Source organism: Anaeromicropila populeti (assembly GCF_900112775.1).
GTDB classification, from domain to species: Bacteria; Bacillota; Clostridia; order Lachnospirales; family Lachnospiraceae; genus Anaeromicropila_A; species Anaeromicropila_A populeti.
On sequence record NZ_FOYZ01000017.1, the window covers coordinates 17793 to 32918 of the forward strand.

At 37.3% G+C, this 15126-nt stretch carries 12 protein-coding genes; 1 reads left to right on the top strand and 11 read right to left on the bottom strand.

What is annotated here, in order from left to right; translation table 11 throughout:
* Position 1: 1 nt before the first annotated feature.
* The 7 genes from BM305_RS16415 to BM305_RS16445 all read right to left on the bottom strand — a co-directional run bounded on the left by BM305_RS16415 (position 2) and on the right by BM305_RS16445 (position 10159).
* The gene (locus BM305_RS16415) at positions 2 to 1351 is read right to left on the bottom strand and encodes a [Fe-Fe] hydrogenase large subunit C-terminal domain-containing protein (protein WP_092563322.1); all 1350 of its coding nucleotides are present in this window, start codon (positions 1349 to 1351) and stop codon (positions 2 to 4) included.
* A gap of 100 nt (positions 1352 to 1451) precedes the next feature.
* Positions 1452 to 2891, bottom strand: a complete 1440-nt coding sequence (gatB, locus tag BM305_RS16420) for an Asp-tRNA(Asn)/Glu-tRNA(Gln) amidotransferase subunit GatB (RefSeq protein WP_092563324.1) — start codon at positions 2889 to 2891, stop codon at positions 1452 to 1454.
* A gap of 21 nt (positions 2892 to 2912) precedes the next feature.
* A complete protein-coding gene (gatA, locus tag BM305_RS16425; RefSeq protein ID WP_092563327.1) occupies positions 2913 to 4376 on the bottom strand; it encodes an Asp-tRNA(Asn)/Glu-tRNA(Gln) amidotransferase subunit GatA in 1464 nt (487 codons plus the stop codon).
* A gap of 25 nt (positions 4377 to 4401) precedes the next feature.
* Positions 4402 to 4695, bottom strand: a complete 294-nt coding sequence (gene gatC, locus BM305_RS16430; protein WP_092563330.1) for an Asp-tRNA(Asn)/Glu-tRNA(Gln) amidotransferase subunit GatC — start codon at positions 4693 to 4695, stop codon at positions 4402 to 4404.
* A gap of 542 nt (positions 4696 to 5237) precedes the next feature.
* On the bottom strand, positions 5238 to 6869 hold the full coding sequence (locus BM305_RS16435; RefSeq protein ID WP_207649507.1) for a rhamnogalacturonan lyase B N-terminal domain-containing protein: 1632 nt from the start codon (positions 6867 to 6869) through the stop codon (positions 5238 to 5240).
* A gap of 126 nt (positions 6870 to 6995) precedes the next feature.
* Positions 6996 to 8264 carry a dihydroorotase gene (locus tag BM305_RS16440; RefSeq protein WP_177214777.1) on the bottom strand — a complete coding sequence of 423 codons (1269 nt, stop codon included), beginning with the start codon at positions 8262 to 8264 and terminating at the stop codon, positions 6996 to 6998.
* A 59-nt stretch (positions 8265 to 8323) separates the two neighbouring features.
* Entirely contained in the window at positions 8324 to 10159 is a 1836-nt protein-coding gene (locus tag BM305_RS16445) for a cellulase family glycosylhydrolase (RefSeq protein WP_177214778.1), read from the bottom strand.
* A gap of 243 nt (positions 10160 to 10402) precedes the next feature.
* On the opposite strand from BM305_RS16445, the gene rpsT reads away from it, so the two are divergent.
* A complete protein-coding gene (rpsT, locus tag BM305_RS16450; RefSeq protein ID WP_092563336.1) occupies positions 10403 to 10666 on the top strand; it encodes a 30S ribosomal protein S20 in 264 nt (87 codons plus the stop codon).
* Positions 10667 to 10781: 115 nt separating this feature from the next.
* On the opposite strand, the gene BM305_RS16455 is transcribed toward rpsT, so the two are convergent.
* From BM305_RS16455 to BM305_RS16470, 4 genes are all read right to left on the bottom strand, one after another.
* Positions 10782 to 11525, bottom strand: a complete 744-nt coding sequence (locus BM305_RS16455) for a zinc ribbon domain-containing protein (RefSeq protein WP_092563339.1) — start codon at positions 11523 to 11525, stop codon at positions 10782 to 10784.
* Between the two features lie 115 nt (positions 11526 to 11640).
* Complete coding sequence (locus BM305_RS16460) at positions 11641 to 13749, bottom strand: DUF6449 domain-containing protein (protein ID WP_092563342.1); 2109 nt, start codon at positions 13747 to 13749, stop codon at positions 11641 to 11643.
* Positions 13724 to 14626 (bottom strand): ABC transporter ATP-binding protein, encoded by a 903-nt coding sequence (locus BM305_RS16465; RefSeq protein ID WP_092563345.1) that lies wholly within the window; start codon positions 14624 to 14626, stop codon positions 13724 to 13726. Before BM305_RS16465 ends, BM305_RS16460 begins: the two co-directional genes overlap by 26 nt.
* Positions 14619 to 14996 (bottom strand): GntR family transcriptional regulator, encoded by a 378-nt coding sequence (locus BM305_RS16470; protein ID WP_092563349.1) that lies wholly within the window; start codon positions 14994 to 14996, stop codon positions 14619 to 14621. Before BM305_RS16470 ends, BM305_RS16465 begins: the two co-directional genes overlap by 8 nt.
* Between the last annotated feature and the right edge of the window lie 130 nt (positions 14997 to 15126).

The window sequence follows — 15126 nt, forward strand, 5'->3', positions numbered from 1 at the left end:
GCTATTGAAAGCTTCTCTCAAACATTTCATTTCCGTGTTTCAAATCTTTTACATCCTCAACGCCAATCTTTTTTAGCATATTTAACAGTACTTCACTATGAACTGGTATCTTCACCGCAGAATCTACCGCCATCTTCTCTACTGCCTCTCTCCCTGTATCTTTGTCCACAATTGCCTTTGGACCACCTACACAACCACCTTTACATCCCATTCCTTCAATAAAGCTTGCCTTAATTTTTCCTTCTCGTAGTTCATCCAATAAAGCCTTACATTCTCGCATTCCATCTACCTGAACTGCCTGAAACAATTCTCTTTTTTCTGGAAATATCTGCTCCACAATATCCCATACCGCAGAAGATACACCGCCTGTGCGGCCATACATTCTGCCTCCCTTAGAAGCGTAGTCCACAGTTGGCACACCTGTCAGTTTCTCTGGATTAATATGAAGTGACTCAAAAATAATTTCCAGTTCCTGAAAAGTTAAAACATAGTCCACATCTCCTGCCAGATCCTTTTCTTTTGCTTCTGCCTTTTTAGCAACACAAGGTCCCACAAAAACAACCTTTGCGTCCTGGTCCAAACTTTTTAATATCCTTGCCATAGCTATCATAGGTGACACTGACGGAGATACCTCTGTAATAAACTCATGATAAACCTTCCTTAATGCCGCTACCCACATAGGACAGCAGCAGGAAGTGATCATAAAGTCCCCTTCCTTTTTTACATGCTCATTAAATTCAATTGCTTCCTTAAGGCTAAGAATATCCGCTGCCAGCGCGACCTCCACCATGTCTGTAAAGCCAAGTTTTAAAAAAGCTTCTCTTAACTGATCCAGTGTTACCTCACTGCCAAACTGTCCGGCAATAGCTGGTGCAACAATGGCAAATACTTTCTGCTTTGAACGAAGTATTTCAGCTAAAGGCAGGAATTGCTGTGTGTCCAGATAATTTCCTTTTTCACATACCTCGACACATCTTCCGCAGTTTAAGCATAAAGAATCATCAATCCATTTTTCATTACTGTTCAAATCCCTAACTATAGCATCAAGCGGACACACACTTTGACACTTACTCTTTCCATCCACTTTTTCACAATCCGTATTGCAGGAGCTTACTTTCTGTACAATTTTTTGTCTGACATTATTTTGTGTTAACCCATGGATAATTTTTTGTGTATAATTAAATTCTGTATCTGCCTGATCTATCTCCACACCACATAGAACTGCCAGTACTTCCTTAATTTTTTCTGGTTCTTCTGCCTCTTCCAATATTTTAGAAAATGTTCCCTCAAAATCACCTTGATAATAGCTTTCTACTAATTGTGCATACAATGCCTTATACTTATGATTCATTCCATCACCCTTATCCTGTTATTTTTTATCTATTATTTCTCACTACGCAAAAAAGTATACCATATTTTTACACAATATGATATACTTCTTAATTGATTTGTTAAAGCTGATCCAGTACTTCTTTCAAAATCTTGTTAATCATTCCCGGATCTGCTTTTCCCTTCATTTCCTTCATGGTTTGTCCCACTAAAAAGCCCATTGCTTTTGTTTTTCCGCTCTTATAATCTTCAATTGATTTTGGATTTTCCTCTACAATTCTTTCTATTGTTGCTCTCAAAGCACCTTCGTCATTTACTGATTTCAATCCATTCTCTTCCACATATTTTTCAGGATCAATATCTTTATCAAATACTTTTTCAAATACTTCCTTGGCAACATTTCCGTTAATTGCTTTTGATTCCACCAAAAGAATTAATTTAGCCAAATTTTCAGGTGAAAACCTGATTTGTTCTGGTTCCAAATCATGTTCCTTTAAAAGACGCATAGTTTCTACCATAATCCAGTTTGAAACTTTTTTTGGATTCTTGCAGATAGCAACTGTTTCTTCAAAAAGATCCGCTAAATGCTTAGAACCTGTAATAATGGAAATATCATACTCTGGAATATCGTACTGTTCTTTGTAACGAACCATTTTCTCATTACGAAGTTCTGGCTGGTTTCCCCTGATACTGGAAATCCATTCATCACTTATCATAACTGGTACCAAATCTGGATCTGGGAAGTAGCGGTAATCCTGTGCATCCTCTTTCGAACGCATCGCATACGATTGTTCTTTTGTATCGTCCCATCTTCTGGTTTCCTGAATGACTTGTCCGCCTTCTTCAATTAATTCGATTTGTCGTGCACGTTCTCCTTCAATTGCTCTGGCAATGGCTTTAAATGAATTTAGATTCTTCATTTCTGTTCTGGTACCATACTCACTGGCGCCCACTTCACGAACAGACAAATTCACATCTGCCCTCATAGATCCTTCTTGTAGTTTACAATCTGAAGCACCCAGATACTGAATAATCAGCCGCAGCTTGTCCAGATAGGCAATCACTTCCTCTGCACTGCGCATATCTGGCTCAGAAACGATTTCAATCAATGGTACCCCAGAACGATTAAAATCCACAAGGGAGCAGTCATCCCATTCATCATGAATCAGCTTTCCAGCATCTTCCTCCATATGAATTTCATGAATACCAACTACTTTTTTACCTGCTGAAGTTTCGATTTCTATTCCTCCATCATGACAAATCGGAAGGTATAGCTGTGAAATTTGGTAGTTTTGCGGATTATCAGGATAGAAATAATTCTTTCTGTCAAATTTACAATATTGATTAATCTGGCAATTTGTTGCTAACCCTACCGCAAGGGCAAGTTCCACTACTTTTTTATTCAAAACAGGCAGAGAACCTGGCATACCTGTACAAACTGGGCAAGTATGGGTGTTCGGTGCACCACCAAACTCTGTACTACAGGAACAAAATATTTTTGTTTTAGTTGCTAATTCCACATGGACTTCAAGACCAATGACTGTTTCATATTGCTTACTCATCTTTACACCTCTTCCTATTTGTTACTGCAAAGCAATGTCTGGACTCTCATATTTTCTTGTCTGCTCAAAACTATAGGCTGCCCGGATAATATTTTTTTCCTTAAAGCAGTCTCCAATAAGCTGTAATCCAATTGGCAAGCCTTTGGAGTCTTTACCACATGGTACACTGATTCCTGGAAGTCCTGCCAGATTAACCGATATTGTATAAATATCGCCTAAATACATTTTAATCGGATCGGATAAGCTATCTCCCAGTTTAGGGGCTGTTGTTGGAGCGGCTGGTCCTAAAATCACGTCATATTTTTCAAAAGCATGATCAAATGCTTTCTTAATCAGTGCCTTTGTTCTTAAGGCTTTCAAATAATACGCATCATAATAACCACTGCTTAATACAAAAGAACCGAGCATAATTCTACGTTTTACCTCTGCCCCAAAGCCTTCTGAACGTGATTTTTTATACATACTGTGAAGTCCTTCAAATTCTTCTGTTCGGTATCCATATTTAATACCATCAAAACGGGAAAGATTTGAACTTGCCTCTGCGGATGCAATTACATAGTACGCTGGTATTGCATACTCCACTAAGCTTAAATCAAATTCTTCTATCACTGCACCCTTTTCTTCTAACTTTTTAGCAGCATTTAAAATAGCTTCCTTTACTTCATGATCCAGTCCTTCCATAAAATAATCTTTTGGAATTCCTATTTTCATTCCCTTTACATCATCTACCAAAGCAGATGTAAAATCATACTCTTCTCTTTTTACTGACGTGCTGTCCTTGGGATCATAAGATGCAATTGCCTCTAAAATTGTGGCACAATCTGTTACATCCTTTGCTACTGGTCCGATTTGATCCAGTGAAGAACCATAGGCAATCAATCCATAACGTGACACTGTGCCATATGTCGGCTTAATCCCTGTAACACCGCAAAAAGAGCTTGGTTGCCGAATGGATCCACCTGTATCGGAACCTAATGCATAGGCACACTCCTCAGCTGCTACAGCTGCACAAGAACCACCAGATGAACCACCTGGAACATGATCCGTATTCCATGGATTCTTTGTTTCACCAAATGCAGAAGTTTCTGTTGTACTACCCATGGCAAACTCATCCATGTTGGTTTTTCCTATAACAACAGCTCCTGCTCTTTCTAAATTCAATACTGCTTCTGCTGAAAAAACTGGCTTATAATTGCCTAATATTTTCGAGCTGCAAGTGGTTAATAAACCTTCGGTACACATATTATCCTTTATGGCAACAGGTACTCCTGCTAATGGACTAGTTAATGTTCCGTCATCGATCAGCTTCTGAACCTCTTCTGCTCTTTTTAAAGCACCTTCTGCGTCCACAGTCACAAAGCTGTTCAGTTTCTTCTCTAATTTTTCAATTTGATCCAGTGCCGCTTTTGTAGCTTCTACAACACTGATTTCCTTTGCCTTTATCTTTTTGCCTAATTCTACAGCCGTTAAACTCATTAAACTCACTGAAACACACCTCCTACGTTTTCTCTTACTCCACTGTCTTAGGAACCTTAAAGCATCCTTCTTTCTCTTCTGGAGCATTTGCCAGAACTATATCCCGCTGATCGCCGTTAACAATTACATCCTCACGAAATACATTATGAACAGGGAATACATGGGACATAGGCTCTACGCCAGTTGTATCCAGCTCATTCAATTTATCAATATAGTCAAGCATACTTCCCATATCTTTTTTTGCCTGCTCCTTTTCTGCGTCAGAAAGCTCCAGCTTTGCCAAAATACCAACATATTCAATTGTTTCATCAGAAATAATATTTGCCATTTTCAAACCCTCCTTTTTCTATCATATAACAAAGTTGGTGTTCCACACACTCTCACGGTTTTAATCAGCTATAAGGAACACACACTTTGCCGCGCCGAGTGGGGGTGGCTGTCCTTTCGCCACAATATTCCTTACCCACAAGTGTGCATCCTCCTGCACCCTGTTTTTTAGGGTGCTTTTTATGTGATAGGAAATGTGGTGCAATTTCCTATCACATAAAAAAGTCCCTAAGAAGAACTACAAAACTAATCCTCCTTAGGGACGGGAATTCAAAACCCGCGGTACCACCCGCATTGAAAAGCCTTTTGCTTTTCCTCTCAAACACTTAACGCGTGTAACGCATGCACCTACTCTTCCTTCAATGCACAAGCTCCAGAGTGTTCCTCCACTTATCTTTTACCCCTTGTATGCTTTCAGTCTGCGACATACAATCCCTGGCTATCTGTAAATGCAATAAATGTCAGTCTCTTTCTTTGCCTTTCTAATATAACAATTAGATTACCATATCTTATATTAAAATGCAAGAGAGGATTTCTAATTCTCTAATTCGCTAATTCTACACAGTCATATGCATAAGAGGCACTTAAATACGTTCCCAGGTCACTATTACCGCTGATTGGTGTGATGGTGATGGTATTTGTGCCATTTACAAAATAAGAAGCTGGAACACTCCATGAAAAAACAGCATTGTTCCCACGGTAAGTACCAACTGTCAAAGTACGCGACTTTGGTTGGCTAGATGCACTTTTCAGACTTAGTGTGTGACCATTAATTGTTACACTTGGGCGTCCATTGTTATAGGCAGTCGTAATTCCAATATTCAATGTATGAGCTGCTGCCGCCTGAGAAGAATTCATACTGAATTTAATTGTTGTCGGACTATTTGCCCCGCGGAATTGTACTGCTGGAAATTGTCCAGTACTGCTGCTTCCTACTGTATATGTAACAGGACCCCAACTTGCATTACGGACATCCGAAGGATGCATAATTGAAATATTACTTCCATTTAAAAACTCAAGTGGTGTACCATCCCACTTACCAATTCTCCAAATCGCCGACGTATTGGCAGGATCATTACTAATGGTACGTGTATGCAGCATCGTGGTCTGATTGGCAGTAATGGTTACCTGCTCAGTATAAACACTAAGTTCACCTTTATATACTGTCATGGTATAAGTACCAGGTTTCATATTCGTGCATTTTGCAAAACCTGATGATGATGCATCTGCCCAGTACTGTGCTGTAGAGTTAGCAAACCCATAGGTATACTTATAATTGGAATCCATTCCAGAAAGTCCCACAATTGCAAAAGCTCCTCTGCTTGAAACCCAGCCTTTTAAATTCAAACCAGACATCCAGCTAAAATCAGGAATTTCTGGTGTTGAACCATCTGTAAAAACATAGGCATACGGACCATATAAGCCCATACGAAACTCCTCTGTTTGCCCTTCTGCATGATTCATTACATTATAGATTTCGGTATCTGTACCAGACTGGAACTGAATGTCACGGAAAAATGGACCTCCTATACATGTTTCACGACTTCCATACGCCATAAACACGCCAACTCCATTTCCTGTACATCCTTTTATGGTCATATCCTTTGCCTGGTCATTTCCATAATATTTTGAAGCTGTTTTTCCATTTGAAAAAGCAAATACATCGGGACCACCCTCCAAACCGGATGCCCCTCTGATATTGGACTCAACTGGAACATTTGTTAAAACACTTCCCTTGCCACGGAAAATATACCGCAGACAGCCAATTGATGGTTCAGCAGATATGTAAGTTGCCATATAAATAATATTCTGGCCTGCGCGAGATACATAGTAATGTGTCAGTGTATCCGTAGAAACTGTAATCAAAACAGTTGCACCAGATGGTGATTTGCCCCAAGTTACAGTGGCAGTCCCCAATCCGGAATTTATATGAGATGGCTTTGTGCCAGTAAGCTCTGTGCCATTCATTTTGCATGAGGTCATATCCCCATTTGCTTTATTAATGGTGTAAATTAATCCAGCGCCTGTATTTACAACGACATAGGAACCATTATCGGTAACACCAATCGCTGCTGCAAAGACCTTCGGTGCTGGAAGAATACCAGCGGTTAACAAAAGTGTAAGCACTAATACAAAGCTTACTTGTTTCATGTGATTCTTTCTTAATTTTAACATACTACTTCTCCTTTTATTTTTTTATTTTAATACAGACTCTGCACGTAAAATATTCACCTTCCTTCCTATTAAATATTTGTACCCCTACATTAATTAGTTTGTGCAGAAAATGTACTAATTTTTCTTCTATTCAGCCTGATATACAATACGTCCCTGACATATGGTATATTCCACCTTACCATATAAGGTTTGTCCTATAAATGGTGAATTATCAGCCTTTGAAACAAATTCCTTTACAACAACGGTCTTATCTTCAGAAAATAGCACTATATCCGCATCTGCTCCTATTTGGATTGTTCCTTTATTTAAATGATACAAACGAGATGGGTTTAAACTCATTTTTTCCATTAACTCATTTATTGTAAGCTTTCCCGTTTTCACAAGATTGGTAATTCCTAATGCCAGTGCTGTCTCCAATCCGATAATCCCACTTGGTGCTTTCGTAAATTCTCGCTCTTTCTCTTCTTTGCTGTGTGGGGCATGATCCGTTGCAATCAGATCAATAGTTCCATCCTGAAGTCCTTTGATAATCTCCTCTTGATCCTCTTTTGTCCTTAACGGAGGGTTCATTTTTGCTAATGTTTGATACTTCAGAACGGCGGTTTCATCTAGTGAGAAATGATGAGGTGTTGCTTCGGCATAAATGTTTGCCCCCATCTCCTTCAGCTGACGGACTAATTTTACCGCATTTTTAGAACTAATATGCTGTATATTAATGGTACACCCTGTATGGAGTGCCAGCAAGCCATCTCTGGCAACCAAAAGATCTTCTGCAATACTAGCTGCACCCGCCAGACCCATTTTCTTTGCCACTGCACCCTGATTCACTCCTGCATTTTTAATGAAAGTCGGATCTTCCTCATGAAAACTTAGAGGAAGCTGTAAACGTTTTGCTTCTTCCATAGCAGCCACTACTAATTTTTCATCTGACAAAGGAAATCCATCATCTGTAAAACCAACTGCTCCTGCCTGCTTCAGCTGCTCCATCTCTACCAGTTCTTCTCCCTTTAACCCCTTTGAAACAGACGCAGCAGGCAGCACATGGATTCCCGTTTTCTTTCCTTCCTCTAAAATATATTGTAATGTTTCCACATGATCCACTGGCGGATTGGTATTTGCCATGGTAATTACCGTGGTATATCCACCCTTTTTAGCTGCCATGGCTCCTGTCTGTATATCTTCCTTATAGGTATAACCTGGATCACGAAAATGTACGTGTACATCTATGAAACCAGGAGCTACCGTCATACCCTTAGCGTCTATAATTGTATCAAACAAACTTTCATCCAGACCTGTTCCCAGCTCTACAATTTTACTATCCTCTATTGCCAAATCACCCACCTGGCAAAATCCGCTGGCGGGATCTACTATTTTTCCATTTTTAATTAATATCATCACGTAGCCTCCTGTTATTTTCTCTCTAGTCTATTATGTCTATAATTTTAAGTAAATTATCACTCTGACAAAGTAATTCCATTTTTCCCTAATGGTATTTTGTGATTTAATCCGACAAACTTACCATTTTTCTGCCAAAGCACTTCCTTCACAAATTCGTATTTTTCTTCATCCCAGGTAGTAAAGTCGTCCAGCACCAGTCCTCCCGTATCTCCTGAATTGGCATTGAAACACCAGAAGGTATGATTCAGCCGGTTCTTTTTAATCAGTTCTCTCAAAAACGTCATCCATTTCAGATTTGGCTCTTTCATAAAGCCTCCCCACTCTCCAACAAGAAGTGGTGCTATGTTCTCCTCCTGTATAAACATCCAGTTATCCTTCCAACAGTCTTCATACAAACTATCAAATGTATAATCTCCTTCAAACCATGGCTGCTGGTAAACAGAAGGCCCGTAATCATGTGGTGAGTAAACCAGCTTATTCTGATATTTCCCCAAATCAACTGGATAATCCTTTACACCTCTTAAGTTTCCACCCCACCAGTTAAAATAATAGTCGTCATTGTTTAATGACTGAAAATTACCGTTGGATTTTAAATCTTTCGGATAACATTCGATTCCTTCTACCATAATTAAAACATTAGGGTTAATATCCAAAACTGCCTTTGCTGTCTTTTCCGCAATGTATTTCCAGTTATCTGCATCTGTGGAACTATTCCATATAGCCTTTGGTGTTTCATTGGGCTTCCCATGAGGTTCGTTTTTCAAATCATACGCCAGAATGGTGTCATCTTTTCTATAGCGCCTTGCCAGCCAGCACAAAGAATCTATAAAATCCTGCTCGGAAATATCGTCTCGATACCACATATTATACATATGTCCCGAAGAATCCGTCTTTGCACTATGAATATCAATCATAATTTTAAGTCCATTTTTTCGGAACTGGCCTATTACGTAGTCAAATATCTCCAAGCTATTCATTCCTTCCAAATAGGAATTAGTGGCATGGTTATAATTAGCAGCCGGATATTCTCCCGCTTTCCACTTTAAAATCAATTCACTTGACATAGGAATCCTGATTAGATTAAAGCCATGGTCTGCAATCGCTTCAATCGATGTATTCAAATCTGAATTCCATATTCCATCGAAAAGATTGGTACCAGTATTATATCCAAACCAGTTTACTCCAGTAAGCCAAACTTCCTTCCCTGATTTATCTACAATTTTATTTCCTTTTACAGAAAGCCAGTCGTCTTGGGTTGCCTTTGGAACACCGTCAAATTGTTTAATCTCAACTGCCTGTTCCTTTGTATCCGATCCCTTCTGGTTCGATGACTTACTCTTTTCACTCTCTGGCACTTGTTCCAGGTCATAGTCCAATATAATTTCTTCTTTTGAAATGATTCCAGCGTTTTTTAAAATAGCGCCGATTGTAATAGAATTTGATGGTTCTACTGTCTGATTATAATCTACGCATGTAATAACGATTGTATTGTTATCTAATCTGAAATTACCAGACCAGCTTTGTTCAATGTATGTACTTTCCCCAACAGGAATTGTGATTTTCCAGTCCTTTACCTTGTCTGTACTAGTATTGACGATGCCTAAGTCCAACTGGACAAATTGATCGGCTTCATTTTCCCATTGATTTGAATTAGTAACCTCCAGATAAATCTCTTCCTTCTTTTGAGAAGTTTCTTTTCCCTTTATCTCTTGTTCTAAACTATCATTCGCGTTTTCTGCGTTTTCTGCCTCTTCTGTTTCCTCTTCCTCCACCTTTTCAACTACTTCCTTTTGCTGAATAGATGTTACCTTGGAATCTGCTTCTTTTTTACACCCTGTAAAGCAACCAATGAAACAGAGCAAAATCAAAATTTTTATCCATTTTCCCTTCACTTTTATGCCTCCTCCATTTACAAACAATTTTGATTTATCGCATAATATTTACATCTTACAGTATACCACCTTCTTACTAAAGTAGAAATAGTAAATTTTATAAAACTTATAAGAAAACATATTGACAAATAATTTTGCTTGTACTAAGATATAATAGTATGTTTGCATTAGAACGTCCGTGTCCGGATTTAATGAAACAAAAAAAGAAAAAGAAAAATTAAAAAAATTTTGGAGGTGCTCGGATTGGCTAATATAAAATCAGCAAAGAAAAGAATTCTTGTAAATCAAACTAAGGCTGCTAGAAATAAAGCAATCAGATCAAAGGTAAAAACTATAATTAAAAAAGTGGATGCTGCTATCGCTGCAAATGATAAGGAAGCTGCATCAGCTGCTTTAAAACAAGCCACAATTGAAATTGATAAAGCTTCTAGCAAAGGTGTTTTCCATAAGAAAACTGCTTCAAGAAAAATTTCCCGTTTATCACTTGCTGTAAATAAGTTGGCTTAATTAATAGATCACTCTTTTCGATTTATTTGGAGGGCAGTCGTACTGCAACTGGATAAATCACTCAAGTAAATAGGAGAATAACTGAATGTCATATGCACTCAGTTATTCTCCTATTTTATTTGTTCACGTTCTTATCGTAACCATCCTTATATTCTTCCAGCAGTTTTTCATACTGATCATTTAGTTTATCATACTGATCGTTTTGCTCTAGAAGCTCTTCTATCGTTTTTGCATTTTTAAAAATAGTAACTTCCTCTTCTACCTGAGTTACATAACGTTCCATGCCACTAGCATCCCAGTCTTTCAAACTCTCTTCTATCTCTTTGAATTCAGAAAAAAAGCGACACATATGTTTTGATAAGATAAGCATCTCTAATTTTACTGCTAACCCAATTAATTGCTGGTCCTGAGTCGTAACACATCGATCCAGATAAGATGCCACGTTATCTTCTCTAATTGTTTTCACGACATCTGTATCATTAAATATAATTACCCCATCCTTTATGAAGTACGTTGTGTAAAAGGATTCTGAATTTTTTTCATCCAATTGTTCTACGACATCATGATACAGTCCCTCGTCTACACAATCAATTGTCGAAGTATGCATAATTCGATAGTAATAGCCCAAAAAACCTGCTGAAAGACATATGAGCAAAAACAAAATTCCAAACATCATCCAAAGCCGTTTTGGCTTTCCATATGTACCCAACTTCAATTGTGTGTCGCTTGCAATTCCTGAACTTGAATATTGAAAGGGTTCTTCAAACTCAAGCGTCTCCTTTTCCTTCACTATAGTTCCGCAGTTAAAACAAACTTCGAAGCCCTCTGGAATTTCACTCCCACACTTATTACAAACCATAGTTATCCTCCCTGTATAATTAATTATTCTTGGCTATTATATCAAATTTTCACAACTAATACAACAAAAGTGCTACTATCCAATAAACTGATAATAGCACCTTCCAACTATTCCATTATTGCTGACTGTACCCCAGATCTTTTTTTACAAAATCCGGAACATTCTCTGTAAACATATAGCAAGTCTCCGTTGTCGTATATTGATCCCTGTCATTAAAATAATATTCTACCTGAAAATACAAGTCCTGATTAAGCGAGGTCGCCCATTCGTCCATATTGGCCATACTTCCTGGCTTCAAATTTGGTAAAAATTCTGAAATATCCTTTTGTTCCGTATATAGCTTTTCAACTGGATGTATTTCATAAACTTTATCTGCGTCCTTACTGTCTGATGTATCCTCATAAATTTTTTCTTCTAATTTATTGTAAATAGCTTTTACGGAAACAACTTTTTTGTCAAGAAACCCTACCGTAAGATCCTCCTGCATATACTGATTCAAAAGCTGTATAGATTGGGAGTATGATGGATAAACCGAATATTCCTCCCACTTGAAAGAGATAGTATTATAATATTTACTTTCATCTTCCTCATGCTGATATAATGCAATATATCCGATTGGAACACTATTCTTTTTATCTGACAGCGACATCGCTTTTTGTTCCTCCCTGAATACAGATAAAAATTCTTTTTTCTGCTGCTCATTTAACTGAACTTCTTTGTCCTCATGTATATTATCTCGAAAGGAAATTGTATTCCACTTTCTATCTAAATACAAAGAAGAACTTCCTTCTCTATATTCTGGAGTATCATATATAGTTTCAACCATATCCTGATTATCCAGAGTAGCAAACAGATACTGTCTATATACTGTTTTTCCATTTTTTAACGTAAACTTCACAACTAACCTATTGTACCGATATTCACTTGAATCCATTTTACTTCTTTTAATAAGCTCAAAAACAGGTTTTACATCGGTAAGCTTCATATGCATTAATTGATATTTTTCTGTTGAAATATGACCTTTTTCTTTATCTACAATAGTTCCTTCATTATCCAAATTACCAAAATACACTGCTGCACTTTCTACTTTACTTTCCTTTGGTAAGTATGAGTCAAATCCGGTTAAATCAAAAATGAAAATGCAGGATGCCAAAAAAATCAAAGTTCCATTTACAGCCCACAGTATCCTATGTGCGAATGCTTTTCTAAAGTCCATATTAACAACCATTTCCATCACCGCATTAGCAAATAAAAATCCTACCAGCCCGCCAAATACAAACCAGCCCAGGCTGTTTGTATATGAAATAATCTGAAAAAGCAAAGCAAAGCCTAAGCCAGTTGGTACTACAACAAATACTTTTATAATAGTTTCAAACCATTTAAATACAAGCGCCTTTCCTGCCTGTTCAGACGCAAACCTTTTATATAGTATCAGATCCAAAACTACAAATCCAGCTGTTACAATAAAAATAATTAGCAGTTGAGTCATGTTTAATACATCCATTGATTGCTTTATATTAAACTGCTGCAAATATTTTGCATATACTACAAGTGGAGAGTTGTTTCCAGCAAATTCAAAGAAATTTGCATTAAAATAATAGGTTTCATAAAAAGTATCTTTTAGCGAAACTAACAGGATCTGTGCAGTCGGTCCGTAGAAGAGAAACACTGCTACTCCCAAGAGATTTATAACAAAATTTCCTGTAAGCAATACAGCAAGAATAATAATACTATAGTTCAATAGGTAAAATACAAAATGTACCAGAAACATTTGCAGCCCTAAGCTAATTACTTTCTGGCTTAACACACCATTTATGGCAGATACCCCAAATGCAAGCAGCATATTAACCACATATGGAACTACATATATAAGTATTCCAGCCACATATTTTATCAAGAACAGCCTTTCCCGCTTAACGGGCATACTATGGTAGAAATCCACCTGCTTTTTTGAATGCATGTAACAAAATCCATTTAATCCACAAATTAATGCCCCAACAATTACAACAATTAAGATAAAGTAGTTTTCTGGTCCCAGATATTGATAAAAAGTAGCTAACTTTCTAATATCTATCTGCTTCTCGTCCATTCTTGCATTTTCCAGAAGGACCATCCATGCTACTGGAAAGGTAAAGAATAAAACAAACATTGCTAATGCAATTGACCATATCCTTCGTTTCATTTCTTCCTTCATTATCTTAAAAAATGAGCTTTTTAATATCATACCCAAGAACCTCCGTTTCACTTATAAATATTTCTTCTAAAGATAACTGGACACTTTCATAAAAAACAGGATTTACTGATTCCATACATTGACTAATTTGATCCAGTTCCCCTCGTACAGTCAAATAGCAGATCGAACCTTTTTTATCATAATGCATTACTTGCAGCTGTGACAGCACCTGCTTTTCACTTTCCTCACTGGCAAATACACACTGTAATTTGTGAATGTTCAATTTCATATCATCCAGATCTCTTGAAAACAAAATTCCACCTTTGTGAAGCAGACCTACATGTTCACAAATATCCTCCAGTTCTCTCAAACTATGAGATGCAATGATTGGAGTCATATTCCTCTCCATAATTTCACCAATTAAAATACTCTTCACTGCCTGCCTCATAACAGGATCCAGTCCATCAAAGGTTTCATCGCATAATAAGTATTTTGTTGTAGCACACAATCCACAGATAATGGAAACCTGCTTTTTCATTCCTTTAGAAAAAGTATTAATTTTACGTTTTGGATTCAATTCAAACTGTTTGATCAGCTTATCAAATCGTTCTCCATCAAAAGTGTCATACATAACCTGATAATATTTTTTCATATCATCTGGGGTTGCATTACTAAAGAAAAATTGATCATCTGAAATATAGAAGATTTGTTTCTTTATAGACTCATTCTCATACACCTCGCTATTATCTACAATAACATTTCCTCTATCTGGCTTATAAATTCCACATACCATTCTTAAAAAAGTGCTTTTTCCAGCTCCATTTGTTCCCACCAGTCCATATACACTGCCTTCCTTGATTGATGCCGTTACGCTATCAATTGCTTTTATATCATCAAAACTTTTACTTACTGCTATTGCTTCAATCATTGCTTCCATCCTCCCTTAAAAATAATTCAATCCGCTGACGTATCTCTTCTTTGGAAATTCCAGCACCCTTTGCATCCTTTATCAATCCCCGCAAAGAATTCCACAACTCCTCATGCTTTGTCTGAATAAAGTTTTCTTTGGCAGCCACAAAATTTCCTTTCCCCTTTACTGTGTAAATATAACCATTTCGTTCTAGTTCGTGATACGCCCTCTGTATGGTATTGGGGTTAATGGACAATTCCATTGCTAATGAGCGAACAGATGGCAGCTTTTCATCTGGCTGCAAAACCCCTTTTACAATGAGGTTTTCAAATTCAGCAATTACTTGTTCATATATTGGACTTCTATTTTTGTAATCTATATATATCATTTTACACCTCCCTTTAGTACAGTATATTAACTGTATCAATACTATTAATACACATAATATACACTTATATATTTCTAATGTCAATATCTAGTTTTAGAATTTTTCTAAAAATAATGCCTCTTGTGGCAAG

What these genes read in the sequence shown, in the direction of transcription:
- BM305_RS16415 (WP_092563322.1), bottom strand. Translation starts at nt 1,351, where the DNA reads ATGAATCATAAGTATAAGGCATTGTATGCACAATTAGTAGAAAGCTAT.
- gatB (WP_092563324.1), bottom strand. Translation starts at nt 2,891, where the DNA reads ATGAGTAAGCAATATGAAACAGTCATTGGTCTTGAAGTCCATGTGGAA.
- gatC (WP_092563330.1), bottom strand. Translation starts at nt 4,695, where the DNA reads ATGGCAAATATTATTTCTGATGAAACAATTGAATATGTTGGTATTTTG.
- BM305_RS16435 (WP_207649507.1), bottom strand. Translation starts at nt 6,869, where the DNA reads ATGTTAAAATTAAGAAAGAATCACATGAAACAAGTAAGCTTTGTATTA.
- BM305_RS16440 (WP_177214777.1), bottom strand. Translation starts at nt 8,264, where the DNA reads ATGATATTAATTAAAAATGGAAAAATAGTAGATCCCGCCAGCGGATTT.
- BM305_RS16455 (WP_092563339.1), bottom strand. Translation starts at nt 11,525, where the DNA reads ATGGTTTGTAATAAGTGTGGGAGTGAAATTCCAGAGGGCTTCGAAGTT.
- BM305_RS16460 (WP_092563342.1), bottom strand. Translation starts at nt 13,749, where the DNA reads ATGATATTAAAAAGCTCATTTTTTAAGATAATGAAGGAAGAAATGAAA.
- BM305_RS16465 (WP_092563345.1), bottom strand. Translation starts at nt 14,626, where the DNA reads ATGATTGAAGCAATAGCAGTAAGTAAAAGTTTTGATGATATAAAAGCA.
- BM305_RS16470 (WP_092563349.1), bottom strand. Translation starts at nt 14,996, where the DNA reads ATGATATATATAGATTACAAAAATAGAAGTCCAATATATGAACAAGTA.